The organism is bacterium, assembly GCA_035370465.1.
Classification (GTDB): Bacteria; Ratteibacteria; UBA8468; order B48-G9; family JAFGKM01; genus JAGGVW01.
Genome location: DAOOVW010000017.1, coordinates 1 through 26,669 on the forward strand (window position 1 = coordinate 1; position 26,669 = coordinate 26,669).

Below are 26,669 nucleotides of genomic sequence, written 5' to 3' on the forward strand. Positions count from 1 at the left end.
TTAATGTCTCAACGAATTAGTATTTCGAGTAGATTTTTATTTGACACAACAGTTAATATTTACCTGAATATATTGATATGGTATAATAAAATAAAAATGGAAATGAATATATTAAAAGTTAAAAAAAATTATGTAAGAAATTTTGTTAGTTGGCGTCCTTCATACTAATCCTATCCATATCTTTCAATTCTTTATATCCATAAAAAAGGAGATACAAAATGAAACAATTATTTGAAAAATTATTACTACAAAAAACATTAACTATAGAAGAAAGTTATAGTGTTTTTAAAAAAATTATGGAAAATGAAATTTCTCCAATTCAAGCATCTGCATTTCTGTCTCTTTTGAAGATGAAAGGTGAACAGGCATCAGAAATTATAGGGGCAGTAAAATTATTAAGAGAAAAATCAGAAAAAATAAATATAAGAAGAAAGAAGGTTGGAGATACCTGTGGGACGGGTGGAGACCGTTCAGAAACATTCAATATCTCAACAGCAGCAGGTATAGTTGGTTTTGGAGCAGGACTTACAATTGCTAAACATGGAAATAGAGCAATTACAAGTAAATGTGGAAGTGCTGATGTTATGGAAAAATTAGGTTTTAATATCAATATTCCCATTGAAAAAAATAAAGAAGTTCTTGAGAAATTCGGGTTTTCTTTCTTTTTTGCACCTTTTTACCATCCTGCAATGAAAAACATTGCTCCTGTTAGAAAGGACTTACCTTTTAGAACAATTTTCAATATTATTGGTCCTCTTACCAATCCTGTTAAAACAAGTTTTCAAATAATGGGTGTTTCTGAATATAAACTTTTAAGTTTAATTCCGCCTGTTTTCAAAAGTTTGAATATTGATGGTTTTATATTTTTTTCCGAAGATGGAATAGATGAAATTTCTTTAACAGGGAAAACATATATTGTTGAAGTGAATAAATATGGAATAAGGGAATATGAAATTTACCCTCAAAATTTTGGTATGAAAAAATGTTCTATCAATGATTTAAAGGGAGGTACACCTGATGAAAACAAAGAAATTATTATTAGAATATTACAAAATAAAGAAAAGGGTGCAAAAAAAGATATAGTTATTTTAAATTCTGCATTTCTTTTGAAAGCATCGGGAAAAGTTGATAATATAAAAGAGGGGATTGAATTAAGTAAAAAGATAATTGAAGAAGGTGTTGCTTACAAAAAATTTATGGAATTAGTTGAAAACTTACAAAAAATATGAAAAAAATATTTTTTCTGTTTTTTGTTTTTTTTCTTTTAAGTTCTAGTTTAGTGGCTGAAGTAGATTTATATTTTCAAGCACCATTAGATTTCTGTTCATATCCAGATGTAAAAGAAGGAGTTATTGATATTATTTATTTAAAAATTGATGATTTATGGCACAAAGGAGAATATAATAAAATCTTTCCACTTCTTAATTTAATAACTTTTATTTCCCCAAAAGAAGAGACAGCATGGGAATTGGGTGGCTGGTTTTTGATAAATGCAATTGCTCCTTCTTACAAAGGAGAGAAAAGAGAAGAAATTGAAAAATATGGAATTGAATTTTTTAAAAAAGGAATTAAGGAAAATCCTGAAAGTTATAATCTTTACTGGGAAATTGCATGGTACTATTACAATAAAGGTGAGTATGAAAAAACATTAGAATATCTAAATGAAGCAGAAAAATTCAGTTCTGACTATAAAATAAAACATTTGAAAGGACATACTTTAATTAAAGTAGGAAATAAAGATGAAGCAATAAAGGTATGGGAAGAAATAAAGGAGAAATTTCCAGAATACAGAAATGTTGCAGAAAGAATTATAAATGAATTGAAAGAGGATATTAAAAATGATTATTGAAAAAATAATTGAAGAGCAAATAAAAATTTTAGATATTAAAAAAAGAGAAAAACCAATAGAAGAATTAAAATATTTCAAAAGGGAGAAAATTGGGTTGGTAAAAAATCTTAAAAATAGAAAAATAGGAATTATTGGAGAAATAAAAAGGGCATCTCCATCTGCTGGAATAATAAATAACAATATTGATGTTTGTGAAATAGCAAAAGAATATGAGAAATTGGGAGTTGCAGGAATTTCTGTTTTGACATGTTCACCATATTTTCTTGGAAGTATTGATGACCTGAAAAAAGCCAGAGAAATTGTTTCTCTCCCGATTTTGATGAAGGACTTTGTTTTTGATGAATATCAAATTTATGAAGGGAATTTTTATGGAGCAGATGTTGTTCTTTTAATTTTGAGAGTTATTGATGATAAAAATTTTAAGAACTTACTGAAAATATCTGAAGATCTGGATTTTGAAATAATTATTGAAGTTCATAATGAAAATGAATTAAAAAGGGCATTTTCTCTTGTTGATAACTGGAAGAATAAAATAATAGGTATTAACAATAGAGATTTAGATACTCTTGAGGTTGACTTAAATACAACTTTAAATTTGATTAAATTTATTGATAAGGATAAAATACCTGTAATAAGTGAAAGTGGCATAAAAGAAAAGAAAGATATTTTGAAATTAAAAAAAATTGGAGTAAATAATTTTTTGATTGGTGAATCAATTTTAAAAAGTGATAAAATAGAAAAAAAATTAAAAGAGTTAATGGAAGGAGGAGATTAAATATGGAAAATAAAGTTATTTTGTCAGAAAAAGAAATGCCACAGGCATGGTATAATATTCTGCCTGATTTACCAAAACCATTACCACCTGTATTAAATCCAGCAACACAAAAACCCGTAACACCTGAAGACCTGCTCCCAATCTTTCCGATGTCTTTAATTCAACAGGAATTTTCTCCTGAAAGATGGATTGAAATACCAGATGATATAAAAAGGGGCTATGCTCTTTATAGGCCAACTCCTTTGAGAAGAGCAAGAAATTTAGAAAAGGCGATTGGAACAAAAGCAAGGATTTATTATAAAGATGAGTCCGTCTCTCCGTCTGGTTCTCACAAACCCAATACTGCAATTGCACAGGCATATTATAATAAAATGGATGGTATTAAAAGAATTGCTACTGAAACAGGAGCAGGACAATGGGGAAGTGCGCTTGCTCTTGGGTGTAAGATGTTTGGAATTGAATGTATAATTTTCATGGTAAAAATTTCTTATCAACAAAAGCCATATAGAAGATTACTATCTCAAACATGGGGAGCAACTATGTATTCATCCCCTTCTACTCAAACAGAATTTGGAAGAAAAGTTCTGGAACAGCAACCTGATTGTTTAGGAAGTTTAGGGATTGCAATTTCTGAAGCAATAGAAGTTGCAGTAAAAGATGAAAAAACAAAATATGCACTTGGAAGTGTTTTAAATCATGTTTTACTTCACCAGACAATTGTAGGTCTTGAAACAAAAAAGCAACTTGAAATGATAGGAGAAGAACCAGATGTTTTAATTGGATGTGTTGGAGGTGGAAGTAATTTTGGTGGCTTTATATTTCCATTTGTTCAGGATAAACTTAAAGGTAAAGAAATAAAATTTATTGGTGTTGAACCAACTGCCTGTCCTACTCTAACAAAAGGTCCTTATAGATATGATTTTGGAGATACTGCTGGAATGACTCCTCTTTTGAAAATGTTCACACTCGGACATGATTTTATCCCAGCAGGAATACATGCAGGTGGTTTAAGATATCATGGAGCAGCACCTTTGTTATCTCATCTTGTTAATTTAGGAATTGTTGAAGCAAAAGCATTGCCACAAACACCCTGTTTTGAAGCAGGTGTCCTTTTTGCTCAAACAGAAGGATTTTTGCCGGCACCTGAAACAAATCATGCTATAAGAGCAGCAATTGAAGAAGCAAAAAATGCACCAGAAGGGAAAGTAATAGTTTATAATCATTCAGGACATGGACATTTTGACCTCTCTGCTTATGAATCATATTTTAAAGGTGAACTTATTGATTATGAATATCCAGAAGAAAAGGTTAAAGAATCGCTAAAAAAACTTCCTAATATAGAATAGAAGTAAATGTATCAAGGAACTGCATTGCCTGAAGAGTGGGAGGAATGAATTTAAAATTGAAAACTAAAAATGTAAAACTATAACTCAAAGTTTAAAATTTTTTTGATTTTGGTTTTAAATCCGCCACATTCGCCACAAAACATTGCGAATCCGACGCGGTTTCTGGCGGACTAATCGACGGACGCTAAAATACGCGCTTTGTACCTGAAATTTATCTTTTCCCCTGACATCTTTTTACTCTGTTCCTTTTAAATTAGAAATGACGAAAATAAAGATATGTGGATTTACAAGAAGGAAAGATATAGAAGACGCAATTGATTTAGGAATAAAATGGATAGGTTTGAATTTTTATGAAAAAAGTCCAAGATATATCAGTGAAAAAGAGGCGAAAGTTTTGATTGAGAACCTTCCTTCAGAAGTAAAAAAAATAGGTGTTTTTGTAAATCCTGATGAGAAATTATTATTTGAATATGTAAGAAAATTAAATTTAGATGGTGCTCAATTACATGGAAACGAGCCACCATCTCTTGTTAAAAGATTTAAAAAAATTTTTCCTGATAAAATTTTAATAAAAGGTATAAGAGTAAAAAACGAAGGTTCATTAAATAAAATTAAAAATTATAAATTTGATTATTTACTGATTGATGCTTTTGATGAAAAATTGTCTGGTGGGACAGGGAAATTGATAAATTATAAATATCTTGATAGAAAAGATATCCCATTTGCCAGGATATTTTTAGCAGGAGGTATAACTCCTGAAAATGTAAAAGATATAATAAAAAGATTTTCTCCTTATGGAATAGATGTTGCATCTGGAGTTGAAATTGCGCCAGGAATAAAAATTAAAGAAAAAATGAAAAAACTTGTAGAGGAAGTGAGAAATGCTTTTGCCTGATAAAAATGGAAAGTATGGTGAATTTGGTGGAAAATTTGCTCCTGAAACATTGATGCCTGCTCTTGAATTACTTGAAAATGATTATAAAAAATTTTCAAATGATACTGCTTTTAAAAAAGAACTTTCTCAACTTCTTTCTGACTATACAGGTAGACCCACTCCACTCTACTTTGCAAAAAATTTAAGTAAATTTCTTGGTTTTACTGTTTATCTTAAAAGAGAAGACCTGGCTCATACAGGGGCACATAAAATTAACAATACATTAGGACAGGTTCTTTTAGCAAAAAAAACAGGGAAAACAAGAGTAATTGCAGAAACAGGTGCAGGACAGCATGGTGTTGCAACTGCAACTGCTGCTTCTCTTTTAAATATGAAATGCGATGTTTATATGGGGAAAATTGATATAGAGAGGCAAAAATTAAATGTGTATAGGATGAAATTATTAGGAGCAGAAGTAATTTCTGTTAGTTCAGGAAGTCAAACATTGAAAGATGCAATAAATGAAGCAATGAGGGATTGGATTTCAAATCTCCAAACAACCCATTATGTAATTGGTTCTATTGTTGGACCACATCCATATCCTTTAATTGTAAGGGATTTCCAATCAGTAATAGGGAAAGAGGCAAAGAAACAAATTCTACAGAAAGAAGGTAAATTACCAGATTATTTAGTTGCCTGTGTTGGTGGAGGGAGTAATAGTATTGGACTTTTTTATCCATTTTATAATGATATGGATGTAAAATTTATAGGGGTTGAAGCAGGTGGAAAGGGATTAAATACAGATAAACATGCTGCAACTTTATGCAAAGGAGATAAAGGAATTTTACATGGAAGTTTTACATATATTTTGCAGGATAAAAATGGGCAAATTCATCCAACTCATTCTGTTTCTGCTGGACTTGATTATCCAGGGGTGGGACCTGAACATTCTTTTTATAAAACAACAAAAAGAGCAAAATATGTTTCTGTTACAGATGAGTATGCACTTCTTGGTTTCCATAAATTAAGTGAACTTGAAGGAATTATTCCTGCTTTAGAACCATCTCACGCTATTGGATATCTCATAAAAAATAAAAAAGAATTTAAGAGTTCTGATGTTATTGTTTTATGCCTTTCTGGCAGAGGGGATAAAGATGTTGAAGAAGTCGCAAAAATAGAAGGAATAAAATGAATAAAATTGATGAAAAATTTGCTGAATTAAAAATAAAAGAACAAAAAGCACTAATTGGATATTTTACTGCTGGTTATCCTGATTTTGAGACATCAAAACAGGTGATTTTACGAAGTGTCAGGGCAGGAATTGATATTCTGGAAATTGGAGTTCCATTTTCAGACCCACTTGCAGATGGTCCTATAATTCAATATACTTCAAATATTGCTTTACAAAATGGAATAAACATGGATAAATGTTTTTCTCTTTGTGAGGAAATAAAAGATTGTGTTTCTATTCCATATCTTTTGATGACTTATTATAACCCTGTTTATAAATATGGAATTGAGAAATTTGCAGTAAAAGCAAAGAAATGTGGTGTTTCAGGAGTAATTGTACCAGACCTTCCATTTGAAGAAAGTGAACTCTTGAAAAAACAATTAAAGAAAAATAATATTTTTTTAATAAACTTTTTAACTCCTTTTACACAATTTGAAAGAGGGAAGAAAATTATTGAACAGGCAGAAGGATTTATTTATTTTATAACAATAGCAGGTATTACCGGAGAGAAAAAAGAATTTGATTATAATGCATTTAAGGTTATTGAAAAATATAAAAAAATAAAAGATATACCTTTTTGTGCTGGATTTGGAATATCAACTGTAAGTCAAATTAAAAAAATTAAGAAATATGTGGATGGCATAATTGTTGGCAGTCATTTTTTGAAACAATTAATATATGGTAAAATTGAAAATGTAGAAAAAAGCGTTTCTAAATTTAAAGAGGTGTTATTATGAAAATATTAAAAAAAATTATTGCTTTAGTTATTGTAGTTATAATTCTTGGGGCTGGATTTATTTACTGGCAGAAATATACAGAAAAACAAAGGATAAAATTAGCAGAAGAAGAAAAAAGAAAACAGGAAGAAATTGAAAGAGAAAAGCAAAGACAATTCCTTGAACAAAAAAAACAGGAATATTATTCCCTTATTGATGAAATGAGAAAGTATTTTAGGCAAGGGGATTATAAGAAGGTAAAGGAAATTGCAGAAAATTCGTTTGCACTTGCAAAGGACTTTAACTTTGATACAACTGAAATAAATAAAATTCTTCATCAAATTGAAGTAATAAATTACCAGAGAAAACTGGAACAATTAGATAAAGATAATAAAGATATATTTAACTATTCCTATGTTAGAAATGAATTATTAAAAATACCATCATTAGAAGAACTGACATCATTAAAAAACAAAATATATCAGAAAACATTTCAGAATGAATATCTTGTATTGCTTGAATTAGCAGAAAAACATGCAATTGATGGAAAACAGGGCAAAAATTCAAAAATTAACTATTTTTTAAGTAAGGACTATCTTTATAAAGCACAAAATTTGAGAAAAACTAAAAATTTAAAGCAAGATATAAAAAGAGAAGAAAAAATTGCAGAAATTCAAAAAGATGTATTTTTTGCTTTTAATCAATTCAAAGAAAATACAATTCCCTCTTCCCTCTACCAGTAAATCTAACCACAGGGATTAAATATAGGTCTAATAATTATGAAAAGCTATGAAAAAAAGATATAGAAAAAGTAAAGAGATTATTGCAAAAAACATGGGAACATCAGTTATTAAAGAGCAATTACTTTCTTCTGATATATACAAAAGTAGAAAGTTTTCCAATATTGGAAATGTTATTGTCTATATAGGAGATGTCATTAAGTGCCTCCGTTTATTGCCTGATGGTATTGTAGATTGTGTTATAACAAGTCCTCCCTATTGGAAACAGAGAGATTATAAGGACCCTCACCAAATTGGTCAAGAAAGCACCTATCAAGAATATGTAAAAAATCTTGTTGGTGTTTTTACAGAAATGAAAAGGGTCTTAAAGCCCACAGGAACATTTTTTTTAAATGTAGGATATAAATACCAGAATAAGGAATTGTTACTTATCCCTGAACTATTGGCAATTGAACTACAAAAGAATGGTTGGACTCTTTTAAACAAAATTATTTGGAATAAGCCCAATGCTATGCCATCTTCATTTGATAGTAGATTTTCAAATGTTTATGAGCCAGTATTTTTATTTGTGAAAAATGAAAGTAAATATAAATATTATTTGTCAATAGATACACTGAGATTGCCTGTAAATAATTTTGTCAATAATAAAAATCCAGAAGATATATTAGGTTTTGAGGTAGAAAACTCATTATTAAAAGACAAAAAAATTAAAGGATATATTTCCAAAGTTTTTAAAAATTCCAGAGGTGATATACTCGCCCAGGTGAATTGGGATGATAGGAAAAATACTATTGAGATTGTAAATGATTTTAATAAAGAATCCCAGATTTCAATTGGTTTAATTTGTGAGGATTGTGGTAGAACCATGAAACATGAAATAGATATAAATAGTCATCTCAATTGTAAGGGATTTCCAAAACCTATATTACCCCCAGTAGCAAACTTTAATAACTTAATAGAATTAAGTGATTCATCTTTGTTTTCTTCTGTTTCTCCTCAATTTTTTCAAAATAGTAGACGAGTTTACAATGGTAAATTCAAATTAAGTCCTGACAATAGAGGTGCTTCTCCTGGAGCAAGGAAATCACTATTTGGAGAATATTTTGTTTTACAAAGGAGATACGAAATTTTCCAACCAATAATTGCTGATTATCTTGCATTTTGGAAAAGAAAAAAAAACATCACTACGAAGGAAATTGATAAACTATTAGGATATAAAGACACAGCAGGTCATTGGTTTAGAAAGGATACAGGTAGTTGGGGACGGGGGGGATCTATTCCTCTGCCAGATGATTGGTTTAAACTAAAAGAAATACTTGAATTTGATAATATCTATGATAGATGGATTACAGAAACTCATTTAGTTCTTCAAACAGTGAGAGCACACCCCAAAGGTAAAAATCCGGGTGATGTGTGGAATATAAAACTACAACCTTTTTCTGGTAATCACTTTGCTATTTTCCCTGAGGAACTTGTCAAAAGGTGCATTTTGTCAGGATGTCCTGAACAAGGAGTTGTATTAGACCCATTTGCTGGTTCTGGAACAACAGGCAAAGTTGCCCAAGAATTAGGTAGGGATGGAATATTAATAGAACTTGTTCCAAAGTATTTAGATATTATTAAAAAAAGATGTAAAAACATTAAGGAAGTGATTTATGTTAAATGATATTGAATTAGAGAAAAAAGAAAAGCAATATTTTGATTTAATTCTACTTCATTTAAAACAGGACTTAAATTCCCTGATGGATGGATTAAACTCACGGATAAAAATTCTAAATAACTGGTATGATAACTTTATAAAAACAGCAAGAAGTGGTTATAAATCATCAGATTTGGATACTGGGGCAGAGAGAATTTTTCATCATTTCTTTGCTTCTATTTTAAAGTTTCCAAATTCTTCTCCTGTGGGTTCTGACTTGATGTTTGAACTTCCAGATTCCTTTATGCATATTGAAATTAAAACTGCTCTTATAGATAATCCTTCGGATTATAAAGGTAAAATTAATATTGCTATAAACCAAACTTCATATAGAGTGAATAATGTATTTTTACCTAACTTACCTCAATATTATAAATCATCATCTTTCAATGAAGAAAAACCATGTTTAACTTATATTATTCAGATAGTTCACAAACACGCTAAACCAGATATTAAAGCAATCAAATTAGTATGTATTCCTAATGGACAACTTTACACACATTATGGAAAGAGTATTTTTAAAAGTGGTAAGGGTGGTTATACTAAGGCAAAAGATTTTCGTTATAATTACTCTGCTGAACCATATTTTAAACTTTTATCAAAAAAATATAGAGAAAAGATATTCAGGATTGAGTTAGTATATTTAGCAAAAGATATAAAAAGAAAGGATATTACTAATCTTTCGGATGTTCCTGTTCACTTTCAATTTTAAGTTTACTATGTTTAACCGTACAGGTTGAATAAAAGAATTAACAGAAAAGGCAAAAGGTCTGTGTTTTTTAAATGTAAAAAACGATGAATTTTTAAAAACTATGTTATTTAAATATAAAATTTATGTAAAAAATAATCCTTATAATATTTCACTACAAAACATAAAGAAATATGGAAAATAAAGAATTAGAAAATATAATAAAAAATAGGAAACAATGGGTAAATTCTTCAATTGAGAATAATTTTGATTTTGATAGTATTTTATCTGGGTTATATAGTGACCCATCTAATTTCATATATGAACTATTACAAAATGCAGAAGATGAAGGTGCAACAGAAATTAGATTTGAACTCTATGAAGATTAGATATTTGTCATAATGGGAAAGATTTTGATGAGGGGGAGAGATTTTAAAACTCTGTACCTAAGTGTAGCAATTTTCCACTAAGGATTAAAAGTTTTTTCTCTCCACTCTCCACTTAAATATGAACTGAGTTAGTGAATATTTACCTTGAAGTTAATCATTACAAAGGGAGGAATATGGAAAGAACAGAATTTCCAAGACCTGATTTTAAAAGAGATGAGTATAAAATTTTAAATGGAATATGGGATTTTGAAATTGATAAATCTAATACAGGAATTGAAAGAGAATTATTTTTAAAAGATAAAAAGTTTTCCGAAAAAATAGTTATTCCTTTTCCTCCAGAGAGTAAATTGTCAAAAATTAATGAAAAGGATTTTATGGTTTCAGTATGGTATAAAAAAGAAATTGAAATTCCTGAAAATTGGAAGAACAAGAGAATATTTTTAAATTTTGGTGCAGTTGATTTTAAAGCAAGCGTATGGATAAATGAACATTTCTTAGGTACCCATATTGGTGGATATACTCCTTTTAGTTTTGAAATAACAAATTACTTAAAAAGAGGTAAAAATTACATTGTTTTAAATGCTTATGATGACAATCGACTAAACCTTCAACCTGCTGGAAAACAGTCATTAAAATATAATTCCTATGGATGTTCTTATACCAGAACTACTGGTATATGGCAGACTGTATATCTTGTTGCTACTGGCAAAAATTATATTGAAAAAATCAAAATTTCTCCTGATATTGAAAATGAGAAGGTTAACTTTTTTATTGACACAACTGGTGGTAAATTTTTAGAATTTGAAATATACTTTTCAAATGAAAAAATTGGTTTTGGTAAGTTTAAAGTAGACAAAAATGGAATATATTCAGTGCCTATAAATAAAATAATTTTTTGGGATTATAAAAATCCAGCATTATATGATGTTAAAATTAAACTTTTTGAAGATAATAAAACTTTGGTAGATGAAATTTATACTTATTTTGGTATAAGAACAATAAAAATTGCGGGTAATAGGATATATTTAAATGGTGAAAAATTATTTATGAAAATGGTACTTGACCAGGGATATTATCCTGATGGAATTTATACTGCAAAAAACCAGGAAGAATTTAAAAAAGATATTTTAATTTCAAAAAATTTAGGATTTAATGGGGCAAGATTACATCAAAAAATTTTTGACCCAATTTATTTGTATTGGGCTGATAAATTGGGCTATCTTGTATGGGAGGAATATCCAAATTGGGGAATAAAAAATCGCATTAGTGAAGAAACATTTCATATTTTATTGTACGAATGGATTTCTTCAATAGAAAGAGATATTAATCATCCTTCTATAATTGGTTGGTGTCCCTTAAATGAGACAACTATATTTCAGAACTCAGACCTTGTAAAAACTCTATATAGAATAACAAAGAAGTTTGATATTACAAGACCAGTGATTGATACAAGTGGATATATTCATGTTGAAACAGATATTTACGACTGTCACAATTATAAACAAAATCCAGAAGAATTTAAAAATGATTTTGAAAAATTTAAAACACAAGATACCATTTGGAAAAATTTTCCAGAATATGATGCAGAGTATAAAGGACAACCTTATTGGATAAGTGAATATGGTGGAATATGGTGGAGTGAAGAAGAAAGTGGGTGGGGATATGGAGATAGACCTAAAAATAAAAAAGAGTTTCTTGAAAGATACAATGGTTTGACAAAAGTTTTATTAAATCATCCGAAAATATCTGGTTTTTGTTATACTCAATTATATGATGTAGAACAAGAGAAAAATGGACTTTATACTTATGAAAGAGAAGTGAAATTTAATCCAGAAATTATAAGAAGAATTAATTCTGGTTTATAATTTATCAATGGAAATACTTTCAAATCATCCCTCTTTACAGTCTAATATTTATTGAATATCAAAAAATCTGCATTTACTCAATCTGAAATTTTCCTCTTGAAATTAAAGATGTTTATCAAATGTGATATAATAAAACAATATAAAATTTAAGAAAATAGGTGAAAAAATGAATAAAGATGAAATAAAAATAGGGCTTGTTGGATGTGGAACTGTTGGGTCTGCTTTTTTGAAAGAAATTATTAAGAAAAAAGGTGAGATAAAAAAGAAAACAGGACTGAATATTACATTAAGTAAAATATATGATAAGAATAAAAAAAAGAAAAGTTTACTGCCAGAAAAATTTGTATCTTCTCCAGAGGATATAATTAATGACCCTGAAATAGATATATTTGTTGAACTTATTGGAGGTATTTCTCCATCTTATGAATATGTAGTTAAAGCAATTGAAAATAAAAAAAGTGTTGTAACAGCAAATAAAGCATTAATATCCGAAAAGGGGAAAGAACTATTTGAAAAATCAAAACAGGCAAATGTTTATATTGGTTTTGAAGGAAGTGTTGGAGGTGCTATTCCTGTAATAAATATTTTAAAAGAAAGTTTTATTGGGAATAAGATTATGACAGTAATGGGGATTTTAAATGGAACTACAAATTATATACTTACAAAAATGTATCATGAAGGGATTGATTATGAACAGGCATTAAAGGATGCCCAGAAAAATGGATATGCAGAAGTGAACCCATCTCTTGACATTAAAGGTATAGATACTGCACATAAACTTGCAATACTTACAACTCTTTCATTTAATAAATGGATTGATTGGAAAAAAATAAAAATTGAAGGTATAGATAAAATAGAAATTGAAGATATAAAATTTGCAGATGAATTTGGATATAGAATTAAACTTTTAGGGATATCAAAAATAAATAATTCTAAAAAATTGGAATTAAGAGTTCATCCTGTTTTAATTTCTAAAGGTCATTTATTATCTCTTGTTGATGGTGTTTATAATGCTGTATACTTTGAAGGTGATATGATAGGAAAATCCCTTCTTTATGGAGAAGGTGCAGGAAGTTATGCTGCTGCAAGTTCTGTTATATCCGATGTTATTGGTATTTCAAAGAAAATTGTAAATAATAATAAAAATGCTGATATTTTATGGACTAATAGAGAAATTGAAATACAACCATTTCAGGAACTTCAAAGCAGATATTATTTCAGATTTACAGCAATTGATAAACCGGGGGTATTGTCAAAAATTTCAAAAGTTTTAGGAGAAAACAATATAAGTATTTCTTCTGTTATACAAAAAGAGGAAAATCCCCAAAAAGCAGTTCCTATTGTTATGTTAACACATAAAGCAATTGAAAATGATGTTGAGAAAGCAATAAATGGAATAAATAAACTTACAATAATTAAGAAACCAACTGTTGTAATAAGAGTTGAAGAATAAATTCCCCCTCACTCTACCCTCTGCACAACGGGGTTGAGGGGATTTTCTCCTACTTAAATATTAATATTTACTAAAATGGAAAAAATACTTTATAGAAGCACTAATGGAAAAGCACCAATTGTGAGTTTTAAAGAAGCATTACTTAATGGACAAGCACCTGATTATGGTCTTTATGTTCCTACTTTCATACCAAAGATAAGAATTGATGAAATAAAATGTTTGAAACAAAAACCATATTTTGAAGTTGCCTTTCACATACTTTATAAATTTTTAAAAGGAGAGATAGGAGAAAAAGAACTTTTTGAGATGTGCAAAAATGTATATGATTTTGATGTGCCTATAATTGAAATTGAAAAAGGCAAATTATATATTCTCCGTTTGGATAAAGGACCTACCTGCTCATTTAAGGATTTTGCAGCAAAAATGATGGCATCACTTATGGAATATTTTGCAAAAGAGGAAAATAAAAAATTAACAGTACTTGTTGCAACTTCAGGAGATACAGGAGGGGCAGTTGCAAATTCATTTTATAAGAAAGAAAATATAAAAGTTGTTGTTCTTTTTCCTGTTGAAGAGGTCTCTGAAAGGCAAAGAAAACAAATGACAACCTTAGGGGAAAATATTTTACCTATAGGTATCAAGGGGAAATTTGATGATTGTCAGAACTTTGTTAAAAGAGCATTTAATGATATATCTCTTTCTTCTTTGAATTTAACATCTGCTAATTCAATAAATATTGGTAGATTACTTCCCCAGATTGTTTATTATTTTTATGCATATCTAAAATTTGAAAAAGAAATTGTTTTTTCTGTTCCAAGTGGGAATTTTGGAAATCTTATGGGAGGGGTAATTGGTAAAAAAATGGGTTTGCCAGTAAAAAAATTTCTTGTTGCAGTAAATGAAAATAATGAATTTCCTGAGTTTTTAAGGACAGGTGAATATATGCCTGTTATTCCTTCTAAAAAATGCAGTTCAAATGCTATGAATGTTGGACATCCAAGTAATTTTGCTCGTCTTATTGACATTTATGGTGGCTGGATAATGGATGAAAGAGATAAAGATGGAAAAGTTATAAAATATGGAGTAATGAAAAGGAAACCAGATATGGAAAAAATGAGAAATGATTTTATTTCTTTTTCAATATCAAATGAAGAAGTAGATGAGACAATTAAAAATTACTATCAAAAATATAAAATAGTTATTGAGCCACATACCGCAGTTGGAATAAAAAGTTATGAAAAAAGTCAAATTAGTGATTTGGTAATTGTTCTTCAAACAGCAGACCCGGCAAAATTTCCAGAAAAGATAAAACAACTTTTAAATATTGAACCAAAAATACCAGAAGCATTAGCGAAAATACTCACTAAAAAAGAGGATTCATTTGATGTTTTAGAAAATAATTATGATGTGTTTAAAAAATATCTTCTGGATAAAATAAAATGAAATACTTAATTTTAATAATGGATGGAGCAGCAGATTACCCTATAGAAAAATTAAATGGTAAAACACCTTTACAGGTGGCAAAAAAGATAAATATAGATAAATTAGCTGAAAAAAGTAGATGCGGTCTTTTAAAAACCATTCCTGAAAATTTCTCATCTGGTTCTGTTGTTGCAAATCTTTCAATACTTGGTTATGATCCTGAAAAATATTTTAAAGGAAGGGGAGTTCTTGAAGCAGCAGCAATGGGAATAAAACTTAATAAAAATGATATTGCTTTTAGATGTAATATAATCAATGTTTCAGAAAATAAAATAGTAAGTCATTCAGCAGGGCATTTTGATGCTGATGAAGGGAAACAATTGATAGATTCCTTAAATGAAAAATTAGGTAGGGAAAATATAGAATTTTATTCTGGTGTTGATTATAGACATGTACTTGTTATGAGAGAAAAATATTCAGAAAAAGTAAGATGTTATCCTCCACATGATTTTTTAGGTGAAAATTTTTATTCTTTATTACCAACTGAAACTGAAAAGGAAGGAGAAGAAACATCTGAAATTTTAAGAGAAATGATTGAGAAATCTAAAGAAATTCTTGAAGATCATCCTGTAAATTTAAAAAGGGAAAAAGCAGGAAAAATGAAAGGCAATTTAATGTGGCCATGGTCACCTGGTAAAAAACCAGACATGGAGACATTTCAGGAAAGGTTTAACATAAAAGGAGCGGTTATTTCAGGAGTTGACCTTATAAAAGGTATTGGTATTTACTGTGGTTTTGAAGTTATAAATGTTGAAGGAGCAACAGGTGATTATAGAACAAATTATGAAGGAAAAGCACAAAAATCAATTGAATCACTAAAAGAATACGATTTTGTTTATGTTCATGTTGAGGCGCCTGATGAAGCAAGTCATGAAGGAAATATTGAATTAAAAATTAAATGTATTGAGGATTTTGATAAGCGACTTGTTGGTAATATTTTAAGGAATATAGATATTTCAGATATTTCAATAGCAATATTACCTGACCATTATACTTCCGTAATTACAGGAAAACATACTGGTGAACCTGTTCCCTTTCTTATATATAAACCAGACCAGTTACCAGATGAAGTAAAGAAATTTGATGAAATAAGTTGTAAAAATGGTTTTTATAAAATTCTTGAAGGAACATCTTTTATTTATAAACTTATTTCATAAATTTTCAATGGAAATTATTATGTCAGGCACAAAAGGACAAAGTAATCAAGAGTGCAAAATATAAAACAAAAATATAAAATGAAATAAGAAAAAGCCCCCTCACCCTCCCTCTCCCCACAGGGGAGAGGGAAAGAAGAGAGGGGAATGTATTTCCTTCTCCCCTTGGGGAGAAGATTAAGATGAGGGGGAAATTTGACATATCTTGCTACTTGCATTAAATCCACCTTCATCCCTTTTTGCTAAAGGGGGGACATTTGTCTCCTTCCTTTATCAAAGGAAGGTGGGGATGGATTTAAAAAGTATTTTTTCTCTACTTTTTACTCATCACTAAAATATGAACGAAGTGAAGTGATACTAAATTAGAGGTATAATTTATATAGGATAGAAAAATGTACATTATAATAGTTGGATGTGGAAAAACAGGTAAGTATCTGGCTGAAATTTTACAGGCAGACCATAATGTTGTTGTAATTGATAAAGAAAAAGAAGCAATAGATAATTTAGGTGAATATTTTAATGGAATTACTATTTTAGGTGATGGTATGGATATAGATGTTTTAAAAGATGCAGGGATTGAAAAAGCAGATGCTCTTGCAGTTACAACAAGTAATGATAATACAAATGTTCTAATAGCACAAATTGGGAAAAAAATTTTTAATTTAACAAAAGTTGTTGCAAGAGTTTCTGCCCCTGAAAAAGCCGAATTATACAGAACTCTTGGTGTTGAAACAGTAAATAGCACTGCAATTTTTGCTTCTCTTATAAGAGATAAAATTATTGAAGAGAAATTTTCTGCTTATATTCTTGAAAGCAGTAAACTTACAACTATTGAGATATTAACAAATAGTAAATTAGCAGGGAAAAAAGTGAACGAAATAAACATACCAGGAGAATTTCGTATAATTACAATAGTTAGAGAACAAGAACCAATTATTCCAGATGATGATACAGAAATACAAAAAAATGATACAATAGTTGGGCTTATAAAAATCAGTAGTTTGAAAAAGTTAAAGAGAGAGTTAGATTTATAAAATGAATATACTAATTGTTGGTGGTGGTAATATCGGTTATTATCTGGCTGAAAGATTGAGTGGGAGTCATTATGTTGTTCTTATTGAGAAAAAATTGACTGTTGGAGAAGAAATTGCAGGTAAAACAAATGTAATGGTAATTTTGGGAGATGGATGTGACCCACAGGTACTTAAAAAAGCAGGTATTAAAAAAGCAGATGTTGTAGCCGCAGTAACAGGAAATGATATAGATAATATAATAATATGTCAATTGGCAAAAGATATTTATAATGTGGAAAGAACAGTTGCTATTGTTAATAATCCTAAAAATCAAATTGTTTTTACAAAATTAGGAATAGATGTTGCTATTGATAGTACAGCCATTATTGCAAAGATAATTGAAGATGAAATTGGATGGGAGGACTTTGTAAATCTTTTTGCATTTAAAAAAGGTAATTTATCACTTTTGAGAATTGACCTTCCAGAGACATCACCTATTATTAACATGCCAATAAAAGAACTAAATTTACCAGAAGATTCAGTTATTGTTGCAGTTATAAGAAATAATAAAATACTTGTTCCAACACAGGACTTTATTTTAAGAGAGAAGGATGAAATAATAACTATTACAAAAGCAGGAAATGAGTCAGACCTGTTTAAAAATTTAATTGGAGAGATTGAAGAGTGACAAATAAATTTTCATTTCTGATGCCGAGATTTCAAATAAAAAAAATCACAAAGTATTTAACCATATTTTTAAATGGCGTTTTGGGAATATTTATTGAAATTATATATACACTTGGAATTTTTTTACTCTCTTCAATTATTTGTTTCTTATTTTATATACTTATAATTTTTTAAAAAAATGATACCGCAATTTTCAAGAGATGATTTTAAAGTTGTAATTTATTATATTGGCAATTTAATAGTATATTTAGGTATTATGATGTTATTGCCTCTTTTTGTTGGAATTATAAATAATGAAATAAATCCTTCTCTTGATTTTATCATATCTTCTTTATTATGTTTATCAATTGGTAATTTCATTATGTATAAATTTCCATATAACCCGGATATAAACTGGCGACAGGGAATGAGTATTGTTGCTCTTTCATGGATTGTCTGTATGTTTTTAGGAGCAATTCCTCTTTTTTTATCAGGGCATTATATCAGTTATTTAGATGCATGTTTTGAATCAATGAGCGCCTTTGCAACTACTGGTCTTGTTCTTGTAAATGACCTTGACCATATGGCATATGCTTACAACTTCTGGAGGCATTTTATGTGTTTTATTGGTGGTCAGGGAATAATTCTGGTTGGGCTTACATTTTCTGTTAGAGGTGGTGCTGGTATGAAAGTTTATGTAGGAGAAGGTAGAGAAGAAAAAATTTTCCCAAATATTGTTCAGACAGCAAGATTTATATGGGCAGTCAGCATTATTTATCTTTTTTTAGGAACACTTGTTCTTTTTTTTATATGTCTTTTTCATAATATAACTCCTGGAAGAGCGTTATTTCATTCAATTTGTATATTTATGGCTGGATGGGATACCAGTGGTTTTGCTGTTCAGAGTCAAAATATTCTTTATTATCATAGTGCAGCAATAAACCTTGTTACCACTCTTATATGTGTTCTTGGAGCATTTAATTTTGCAGTTCATTATACTGTCTGGACTGGTAAGATAAAAGAATTAGTTAAGAACTTTGAATTAAAATTATTTTTTGGTAGCATTATTGTTCTTTCGTCAATTGTATGTTTAGGGTTTTTAGGGCATTTTTCATTCCCAAACTTTTTTTCTTTTTTTAGATTAACTTTTTATCATTTAGTTTCTGCTCATACCGGTGTTGGTTATACTAATTCAACTATTTATCATTTTTTGAATTATTGGCCATCTTTTTCATTGATAGGACTTATTATTGCAATGGGTCTTGGAGGATGTTCCTGTTCAACCGCGGGAGGAATAAAAATCATTAGAATAGGGATTTTTTTTAAAGGAATAAAAAAAGAAATAAAAAGATTATTATTTCCTGATTCAGCAATATTGGTAGAGAAATTTCATAATATAAGAGATGTTTTTATTCAGGACAATCAAGTAAAATATGCAACAAATATAATAATTTTATATATTCTTTTTTACTTTATTGGAGCAATGGTTGGGACTTTTTATGATTACCCTTTTTTATATTCTCTTTTTGAGTCGGTATCTGCATGTGCAAATGTTGGACTTTCAGTCGGTATTACAACTCCTTCAATGCCAACTTTATTAAAGATAACATATATTTTAGAAATGTGGTTTGGCCGACTTGAATTTATTTCAATTTTTGTTGTTATTGGTTTTATTTTTTCATTAAGGAGTCCAGAATGAAAAAAATTTTTAATTTTGTTATATTTTTGCTAATTTTTTGTTTTTCTGCTTTTGCACAGGAAGAAATAACTGGCAAAGACCTTTTTGAAAAAATGAAGCAATTAGATAATAAAGAAGTTGTTATTGTTGGAGAGTGCATTGGAGATATTATTAAAGGTGATAAAAACACATTTATTGTAAATATAAGAACAGATGATAATTATTTTATAGGTACTGTTTTAAGTAAAGAAGATGCAGAGAAAATAAACCATTTAGGAAAATATGAAGAAAAAGGAGATATTATAAAAATTATTGGTATTTTCCATTCTAATTGTCCTGTTCATTCTGGTGAAGTTGATATACATTGTGCAAATATGGAAATTTTAAAAGAAGGAGAAGTTTATGCAGAAAAAATTGATATGAAAAGATTTATTGTAGGTCTTGTTCTTTTATTTATTATGTTATTTTTTACTAAACTATCTTTTACTAAATCCGTATAAACTCGTATTTTAAAAAAGTTTTTTCATTTACAATAACTAACTGGTTCATAATCACCAACAAAAGCAGTTGTATCAGATTTTACAGTTTCTTTTTCATTATCCCAATCACTTTCAACTGTTTGAGAGACAATTCTTGGTTTTATCTTACATTTTCTACATCCCGAAAAACCTTTTATTTCTCCTTTCAAAAATTTTTCTATAACTTGTCTACATACTTTCATATTTAGAACAAAAACTTGAGCCCCTCCAATTTTCCCTTCTTTTAATAATTTGTTTTTTCTTATGTAATCCCAATATGCTCCTTTATCAGTAATTTCACAAGCTCTTCCTCGCCATCCCCATGTTCTTATGTGAACAATTTCTCCTGAAGGAAGTTTTACAGGATATTGTTCTGTTCTTTTTCCAAGGCAAGGAACATTATTTGTTTGTTCAACAACATGATGAAATGTATTTGCTGATAACGCATCAATAAGTATAATTTTACCTCCCTCCTTTTCAAGAAGATAAAGAGGACTTCCTTTTCCCATAGTAAGGTATTTATGATGGTTTTTAACAAAGTCCTTTGCATTTTTTCCCCAAACAGCAAAAGAATGAGTTGGATTAAGAGAACGATAAACATCTTTTATTTTCCAAAATGCTTCTGGCACTGCCCCATTAGTTGTTGGTGTCTCAAGAGGTGAGAAATATGCATCTGGGTCATTTCTAAAAATTTCACCGTGATTAAAAGAAGGCATCATTAAAACTCCTTCTTTCCCAATAAGTTCCATAAGTGCCTCACATACTGCCTTTGCTCCACCTTCTACATATCCAAGAGAAGAAAGAGATGAATGAACAATAACTTTATCTCCTTTTTTAATTCCAAGTTTTTCAAGTCCAGATTTTATATCCTGTTTAGTAACAATTGTTTTATAATAAAATTTTAAATAATTATAATTAGATAAATACTGAATATATTTTATAAGGGATTTTTTTTCTGCTTCACTTATCTCATTCATTCCATAAAATTCCCTTTCAGATGAAATTTCTTTGAATATTTGATACATATCTTTTTTACCATCCACTCTATTGATAACAGAATAAAATTCTTCTGGTGGAGAAATTCTTTCTTTATGAGGAATTTCTGCTAAAGAAAAAATAAATACTGGTTTTCTCCATGTTATAACAATATTTTCACTTTTTTTATCTTCTCTTGATAATAGAACTTCTTTTTTTGAAATTTCTTTATCAAATTTTTTAGTAATATCAGTTATAGTTTTTCTAACTATCTTGTCTATTTCCTTTAAAATTTTTTCTTCTGGTTTATCACCAAAAATTTTTATTGAGAGATATTTATCTTTTAAGTAACGAGAGATATAATTTATTCTTTCTTTAATTCCTTGTTGAGTAAATTTTTCAGGATTTTCTGCTATCATTAAGTTAAGATAACTTATATATTTATAAAATTCCTCTTTCACAGAGGTATTAACAACATTTAGATATTTTTTTCTTTTCTGATTTGAAAAAAGAGTACAGACATAAGTTGCTAAAGAACATAAAATTTCCTTTCCTAAATTCCAGTTAACAATTTCAGGGTCAGCAGAATTATGATGAAACTTTCCAGGATGTGATATAAAATACATTGTTGGAATATTAGTTGATTTATCAGATATAAATGTATCATCTTCAAACATTGCTCTTTCTTTTTTCCATGGTAAATTAGAAGGGAATGTTTTTTCAAGAAGTTTTTCAAAGAGGTAGTCACCAAAAAATGGATTTGTAAAATGACTTCCATACAGTGTTATCCTCATTCTACCCGATTTAACAATATCAGGAGTAATTCCATCTACATTAAATGCATATATTACATTATGTTTTTTTTCAAAAAACTGAGCCATTCCATATCTTTCCATTGAAAAAAGAAATCTTATTCCAACATCAGGAATAAATTTTTTTGACTTAATAAGTTCATTTATAACTCTACATATTTCAATCAATCCAGCAACACCGGTCGCATTATCTGTAATCATTGGTTCATAAAGATGGGCAAGAAAAGCAATTTCTTTTTTTGTTTTTCCTGGAATAAGTCCTGTAATTGAATAAATTTTCCCATTGTATCTTTTGCTTTTCACAGAGGCACAGACCTTCACATTTTCCTTATCAAGTAATTTTTGCAGGAATTCACCATCTTCTGGTTTAATTGAAAAACATACCATTTTTCTATCTTCTTTTGTTTGATACCAACCAGAATTTTTTGCCCATCCATTAATCCAATATACTCCATCTCTTTTTTCAGGAGCACCAGAATATGAAGAGATAATTCCTAAAGCACCTGTTTTTTCAATTTCGTTTCTACATTCCCTTGGGGGAATATTTCCACAGAATACAAAATTCTTACTTAAATCTTTATATTTTTTAATATTTCTTATATCTACTACATCCAAAATTGTTTCTTCAATATCACCACATCTATTTGCAATATGAAATGGATGGTGTTTTGTATCAGCAAGAATTTTTCCATTAAACTTATCAGGTTCTTTAATATAAAGAAATCCATATTCATAATCCCAAGCCTGAGGCATAATGAAATCACCATAAGTGGTCCCACCGTCTGCTTTGAGTTCTATTAGTTCAACATCTTTCGCACCTGCATCTTTTAATTCCTGCCAACATAACTTTGCTGACTTTTCAAAATCACTATAACAAAACCTTGATTCAATATTAAATATTTTCAGTGCTAAATTCTGCCATCTACTTAAATCAAATTCTTTTTTTATCCTTTTATTAAGATTTTCCATTTTTTATCCTTTGCTCTGAATTGATTTTGCCAAAATTGGCTATATCTTTTATATATTTTTTCTTCGTTTTTTAATGCTTCTATAAGTATTTATACTAATTTGATGTCAAATTAATATTATACCCCTCCTCTTTTGAAATATCCCCCTCTGGGCGTAGCCCCTACGGGTGAGCCTTACCCCTCTTTATAAAATCCCTCTCTATCTCCTCCAAAATGCGCGTCGGACAGACCCTTATCAAAGGGAGAAATTTAAAATTTTCCTCATCCTGCATCCTCGGGCGTAGTCCAGAGGGGATCCGTAGCCAAAAGCGAGGACCCTACGGGCGAGCCACCCTTCCCCTCTACAAAGCATAGACGGGCAGGCTTTCAAAAAGGAAAGAGTTAAAGGTCACCTAACTCCTGTTGTAAGTGACAAATATGTTTTTTTCCTGTAGGGATAAGCCCTTTTTCTCTCTACAATTACAAAAGCATTTTTCTAATTTTCATCTGGTTCAGTGCTAATGTCCAGAATTTTCTCTATTATTTCTTTCTCCATCGGAATAGTGCCTATACCACCTGTAATTTTTTCCCTTATAACAGGCACACTTACCAATTGTCCATCTACTAATATAGCCAGTTTTTTCCCTATGAGTGATTCTGTTAAGTTAGCAAACTTTTTCCTACCTTCATCTGTAAATACTATTTTAATTTGTTCAAGCTCTTGATTAGTCAAGCATGCTCTGACACCTCTTATATCCGACTTATCAATCTCACTCGTATCTGCAACATATATTTTTTTATCAGAATAAGGTATATTGGTCTGTGTAAATCCTGTTTCTGGGGTGTTTTTCACAAGTCGGAATTCTATACTTCTTTTTGGTTTAACATATCTTGTTGCCTTAATCATTGTAAGTGTTTTAAGGGTATTTTTTGGAGAAATCATTTCAGGACTGTCAATCAAACCTCCTATTATTGCAGGTTTTTCGTTTGTAATGTCCACACAGGTACTTTGTTCTCTATTACTCATAATAGGGTATATTTCTTCTCCCTTCCCTTCATTTTTTATTTTTTTCAATTCTACAAGTTTTGTTGTTGATATATCTATTTGACAGCGTATTTTGTTGTCTTTTATTATTTCGGGGATTATTTCAAATAACATTCCTTCTTTTTCTGTTGTTCCCGGAATATCCTTTCTCATATCCAGAACACATTTCTTCCCTTCATCAGCAAAAACTTCCACCTGTATTATGTCCAGAATACCCTGTTGTTTGAGAGAATATAAATTCGCATACAATTTCTCTACATCAACCTGAGGAAAAGTTTCTGGTGTTCCGGGAGTTTTTATTAAAAATATTTCTGGTAGTTCTGTTATTACCTTTATTTCAATTTGTTCAAATTTTATTATTTCGGGACTTGCATTATCACTTTTTCTTGATATATCTCCTCTGGATATTTTATTTTCTCCTATTTCTGAAAATAAAGGAGCGTAAGCACTAATTGGTATCTCTGCTCCTTTATCTTCCCAGACAATGTCATAGTCACCTTTCCAATTCATTTTTTTTGCAGGAACTCCACCATCATCTTTCTCATTTTCTCCAACACTATACACAATAAATCCCTTATCCTTCTTTTTGTAAATGTAGTCCTTACCGCTAAAAGGGTCTAATGGTAAGGAAGATAAAATTTCAGGAGTGAGTTGATTTAAAGAATCTGCAAACTTTCCATGTTGTTGTCTGTAAATGCGATTAGCCAATCCAATTTCAGCAGTCCCTAAATAAGCATCAAGATTTGCTTCTTGAAGATAGGCACGAGAAACAGCAAGACATGTTTGCTTAGCAAGAACTGCTCTTTTCTCGGGTATTTTTTGAATTTCTGTATTAAGGTCTTCTATCTTTTTTTTAACTTCCCAGTAGGGTTTTTCAGCAAAAGAAATTATTTTAATCATGTTCTCAATATAAACAGATATTTCTTCATCCCAATATTTCTCTGCAAATTTTTGAATTTTTTCAGGGTCATCAGTGCCAAAGAGATTTTTTGCATATTCTTTTTCTTCTTCACTCATTTCTTTTGATTTTTGCTCCAAGTCAGGTAGTTTCTCTTTTACTGATTGCTGGTACTGACGCATTTTAGGTAGACCAAATAAAATCATTTCTCTTTTTAATGATTCTGAAATAATTTTACATTTTCTTTCCTCTTCCATATTTTGAATAAGCGTTTGATATAAACTGATATTTACTTCTTTACTGTCTGGAATTTCTTCTAATTGGGACAGAACGAAGGTATCTATTGCTAACCTGACTAATTGGGTTATAAGTAAAGGTTCGTTAGAGAGTGATTTACCTAATTTTAGAGCAACCAGTATTGTATTTAAAGATTTGTTGATGTCTTTATTTTCTGCTTCAAGTTTTGCTTTTGCACATAACATACGGGTACAACCTCTTAAATTGGCAAGGATGTTTAAAAACAACAAAGAGGGTTCATCCGTTAATTTATCAGGCATCAAAAATTGACATTTCATTTGAGATGCTTTTTCCAGTAGTTGATACATTTTACCAAATTCAGGGTTATGGAGAATTAAATCAACCACTTTTTTCTTCTCTTCTTCTGGAACATCTTCCCAATCTACTATGCCTGCGTATGGAAAATATTTCCATTCCTCTTTGTATTTTTCTTTAAGGGAATTCATCAGGACAAAAACTTCGTTATAAACAACAGCACCATTTTCTTCATCGGGGATTTTAGGCAAGTTTAATTCTTCTATTGTGGTGGGTATTCCTGCCTCTTTTATTTTTTGTAGTTCTTCTTCCAGAGATGGAATAGATTTTACTTCTGTTGCTGAAGAGGCAAAAGTGGAGAACAAAAAAAGGAATAAAAAGAGAAAAAAACTTTTTTGTTTCATAATATCCCCTTTTATTTAATTTACCATTATTTCAAGAATTTTGAAATAATTTTATTTCTGATGGCAACAATGAATTTAAAGAACAAAAATATAACCAGTGTGGATATAACAATAATTAAAGATATATATATCCATAAAGGGAAATGCTTACTATATAAAAAACCAAACAGTGCAACAAGAAAAAAGAGTAAATAAAGCCCTATTATAATTGTAATTCCTACAAAAATAATGGGTATTGCTTCTTTTTTTATTTCCTGTTTATGCAGAACAATATCGCTTTTTATTGATTTTCCAACATCTTTCTTGTTTCCACATATTTTACAAGTATCAGTATTACCAGGATTATCATAACTACACTCATTACATACCCATATTTCACCCTTTTTTATTTTGATTTCCTTTTCCGCAAGTTTTATTTTGGCAGATAGTCCAAGAAGTCCTGGTATATGACTTTTTTCAGCTATTTCATTTGCACGCTTGTAGCAGTCAATACCTTTTTCAAATTTCTCTTTTTTTATATATAAATCTCCAAGTTCAACAAGTGCTTTGTAAAGAAGAGCAGGTTCTTTGGCATTTTCTATAATGTTTAATAAATTATTTATTTCTTCTTTTTCCTGGAGTAAAGCATTTAATTTATTTGTCTTATCTTCATACTGTTTCATAAGAAACCATATTATCAAAGGTATAGGAATTGCAATAAACCCCACAAAATAAAGTCCTTTAACTACTTCAAAGATTGTAAGAAAAATAAGAGTTCCTACTATTATTTCAATTATATACAATTGTCCATGTGTTATATCCCCGAAACTAAACCAATACCAGAACCACCATCCTTCAAGGGTAAGCAAAATCAACGGAATAAAGATACAAAATATTGTAATAATATCCATATCTACCTTC

Annotated in this window: 22 protein-coding genes; 19 read left to right on the plus strand and 3 right to left on the minus strand. The window is 29.5% G+C overall.

Annotated features, from left to right (window positions below; translation table 11 throughout):
* The first annotated feature begins 218 nt into the window (after window positions 1-218).
* The 19 genes from trpD (at window position 219) to PLW95_03770 (ending at window position 20,118) form a co-directional block, all read left to right on the plus strand.
* Window positions 219-1,229 (plus strand): anthranilate phosphoribosyltransferase, encoded by a 1,011-nt coding sequence (trpD, locus tag PLW95_03680; GenBank protein ID HOV21763.1) that lies wholly within the window; start codon window positions 219-221, stop codon window positions 1,227-1,229.
* On the plus strand, window positions 1,226-1,849 hold the full coding sequence (locus PLW95_03685) for a CDC27 family protein (protein ID HOV21764.1): 624 nt from the start codon (window positions 1,226-1,228) through the stop codon (window positions 1,847-1,849). The genes trpD and PLW95_03685 overlap by 4 nt, the downstream gene beginning before the upstream one ends.
* A complete protein-coding gene (gene trpC / locus PLW95_03690; protein HOV21765.1) occupies window positions 1,839-2,624 on the plus strand; it encodes an indole-3-glycerol phosphate synthase TrpC in 786 nt (261 codons plus the stop codon). Before PLW95_03685 ends, trpC begins: the two co-directional genes overlap by 11 nt.
* A 2-nt stretch (window positions 2,625-2,626) precedes the next feature.
* Window positions 2,627-3,970: a TrpB-like pyridoxal phosphate-dependent enzyme gene (locus PLW95_03695; protein ID HOV21766.1), complete on the plus strand. Its 1,344-nt coding sequence runs from the start codon at window positions 2,627-2,629 to the stop codon at window positions 3,968-3,970.
* 259 nt (window positions 3,971-4,229) lie between these two features.
* Complete coding sequence (locus PLW95_03700; GenBank protein ID HOV21767.1) at window positions 4,230-4,865, plus strand: phosphoribosylanthranilate isomerase; 636 nt, start codon at window positions 4,230-4,232, stop codon at window positions 4,863-4,865.
* Entirely contained in the window at window positions 4,852-6,036 is a 1,185-nt protein-coding gene (trpB, locus tag PLW95_03705) for a tryptophan synthase subunit beta (GenBank protein ID HOV21768.1), read from the plus strand. Before PLW95_03700 ends, trpB begins: the two co-directional genes overlap by 14 nt.
* Window positions 6,033-6,812, plus strand: a complete 780-nt coding sequence (gene trpA, locus PLW95_03710; GenBank protein HOV21769.1) for a tryptophan synthase subunit alpha — start codon at window positions 6,033-6,035, stop codon at window positions 6,810-6,812. The genes trpB and trpA overlap by 4 nt, the downstream gene beginning before the upstream one ends.
* A complete protein-coding gene (locus tag PLW95_03715) occupies window positions 6,809-7,534 on the plus strand; it encodes a hypothetical protein (GenBank protein HOV21770.1) in 726 nt (241 codons plus the stop codon). Before trpA ends, PLW95_03715 begins: the two co-directional genes overlap by 4 nt.
* Before the next feature lie 46 nt (window positions 7,535-7,580).
* Window positions 7,581-9,197: a site-specific DNA-methyltransferase gene (locus PLW95_03720; GenBank protein HOV21771.1), complete on the plus strand. Its 1,617-nt coding sequence runs from the start codon at window positions 7,581-7,583 to the stop codon at window positions 9,195-9,197.
* On the plus strand, window positions 9,187-9,942 hold the full coding sequence (locus PLW95_03725; protein HOV21772.1) for a hypothetical protein: 756 nt from the start codon (window positions 9,187-9,189) through the stop codon (window positions 9,940-9,942). The genes PLW95_03720 and PLW95_03725 overlap by 11 nt, the downstream gene beginning before the upstream one ends.
* 170 nt (window positions 9,943-10,112) lie before the next feature.
* On the plus strand, window positions 10,113-10,307 hold the full coding sequence (locus tag PLW95_03730; protein HOV21773.1) for a hypothetical protein: 195 nt from the start codon (window positions 10,113-10,115) through the stop codon (window positions 10,305-10,307).
* 173 nt (window positions 10,308-10,480) lie between these two features.
* Window positions 10,481-12,172 (plus strand): glycoside hydrolase family 2 TIM barrel-domain containing protein, encoded by a 1,692-nt coding sequence (locus PLW95_03735; protein ID HOV21774.1) that lies wholly within the window; start codon window positions 10,481-10,483, stop codon window positions 12,170-12,172.
* A gap of 166 nt (window positions 12,173-12,338) precedes the next feature.
* Complete coding sequence (locus PLW95_03740; GenBank protein HOV21775.1) at window positions 12,339-13,625, plus strand: homoserine dehydrogenase; 1,287 nt, start codon at window positions 12,339-12,341, stop codon at window positions 13,623-13,625.
* A 75-nt stretch (window positions 13,626-13,700) separates the two neighbouring features.
* Window positions 13,701-15,068: a threonine synthase gene (gene thrC, locus PLW95_03745; protein HOV21776.1), complete on the plus strand. Its 1,368-nt coding sequence runs from the start codon at window positions 13,701-13,703 to the stop codon at window positions 15,066-15,068.
* Complete coding sequence (locus tag PLW95_03750; protein HOV21777.1) at window positions 15,065-16,264, plus strand: cofactor-independent phosphoglycerate mutase; 1,200 nt, start codon at window positions 15,065-15,067, stop codon at window positions 16,262-16,264. The genes thrC and PLW95_03750 overlap by 4 nt, the downstream gene beginning before the upstream one ends.
* Before the next feature lie 389 nt (window positions 16,265-16,653).
* Complete coding sequence (locus tag PLW95_03755; protein ID HOV21778.1) at window positions 16,654-17,295, plus strand: TrkA family potassium uptake protein; 642 nt, start codon at window positions 16,654-16,656, stop codon at window positions 17,293-17,295.
* A gap of 1 nt (window position 17,296) precedes the next feature.
* Entirely contained in the window at window positions 17,297-17,962 is a 666-nt protein-coding gene (locus PLW95_03760) for a TrkA family potassium uptake protein (protein HOV21779.1), read from the plus strand.
* A 177-nt stretch (window positions 17,963-18,139) separates the two neighbouring features.
* A complete protein-coding gene (locus PLW95_03765; GenBank protein ID HOV21780.1) occupies window positions 18,140-19,639 on the plus strand; it encodes a potassium transporter TrkG in 1,500 nt (499 codons plus the stop codon).
* Window positions 19,636-20,118 carry a hypothetical protein gene (locus PLW95_03770; protein ID HOV21781.1) on the plus strand — a complete coding sequence of 161 codons (483 nt, stop codon included), beginning with the start codon at window positions 19,636-19,638 and terminating at the stop codon, window positions 20,116-20,118. Before PLW95_03765 ends, PLW95_03770 begins: the two co-directional genes overlap by 4 nt.
* Before the next feature lie 23 nt (window positions 20,119-20,141).
* On the opposite strand, the gene PLW95_03775 is transcribed toward PLW95_03770, so the two are convergent.
* The 3 genes from PLW95_03775 to PLW95_03785 all read right to left on the minus strand — a co-directional run bounded on the left by PLW95_03775 (window position 20,142) and on the right by PLW95_03785 (window position 26,659).
* Entirely contained in the window at window positions 20,142-22,892 is a 2,751-nt protein-coding gene (locus tag PLW95_03775) for an AAC(3) family N-acetyltransferase (protein ID HOV21782.1), read from the minus strand.
* A gap of 474 nt (window positions 22,893-23,366) precedes the next feature.
* A complete protein-coding gene (locus tag PLW95_03780; protein HOV21783.1) occupies window positions 23,367-25,769 on the minus strand; it encodes a hypothetical protein in 2,403 nt (800 codons plus the stop codon).
* 26 nt (window positions 25,770-25,795) lie between these two features.
* The gene (locus tag PLW95_03785; GenBank protein HOV21784.1) at window positions 25,796-26,659 is read right to left on the minus strand and encodes a hypothetical protein; all 864 of its coding nucleotides are present in this window, start codon (window positions 26,657-26,659) and stop codon (window positions 25,796-25,798) included.
* Window positions 26,660-26,669: the final 10 nt, after the last annotated feature.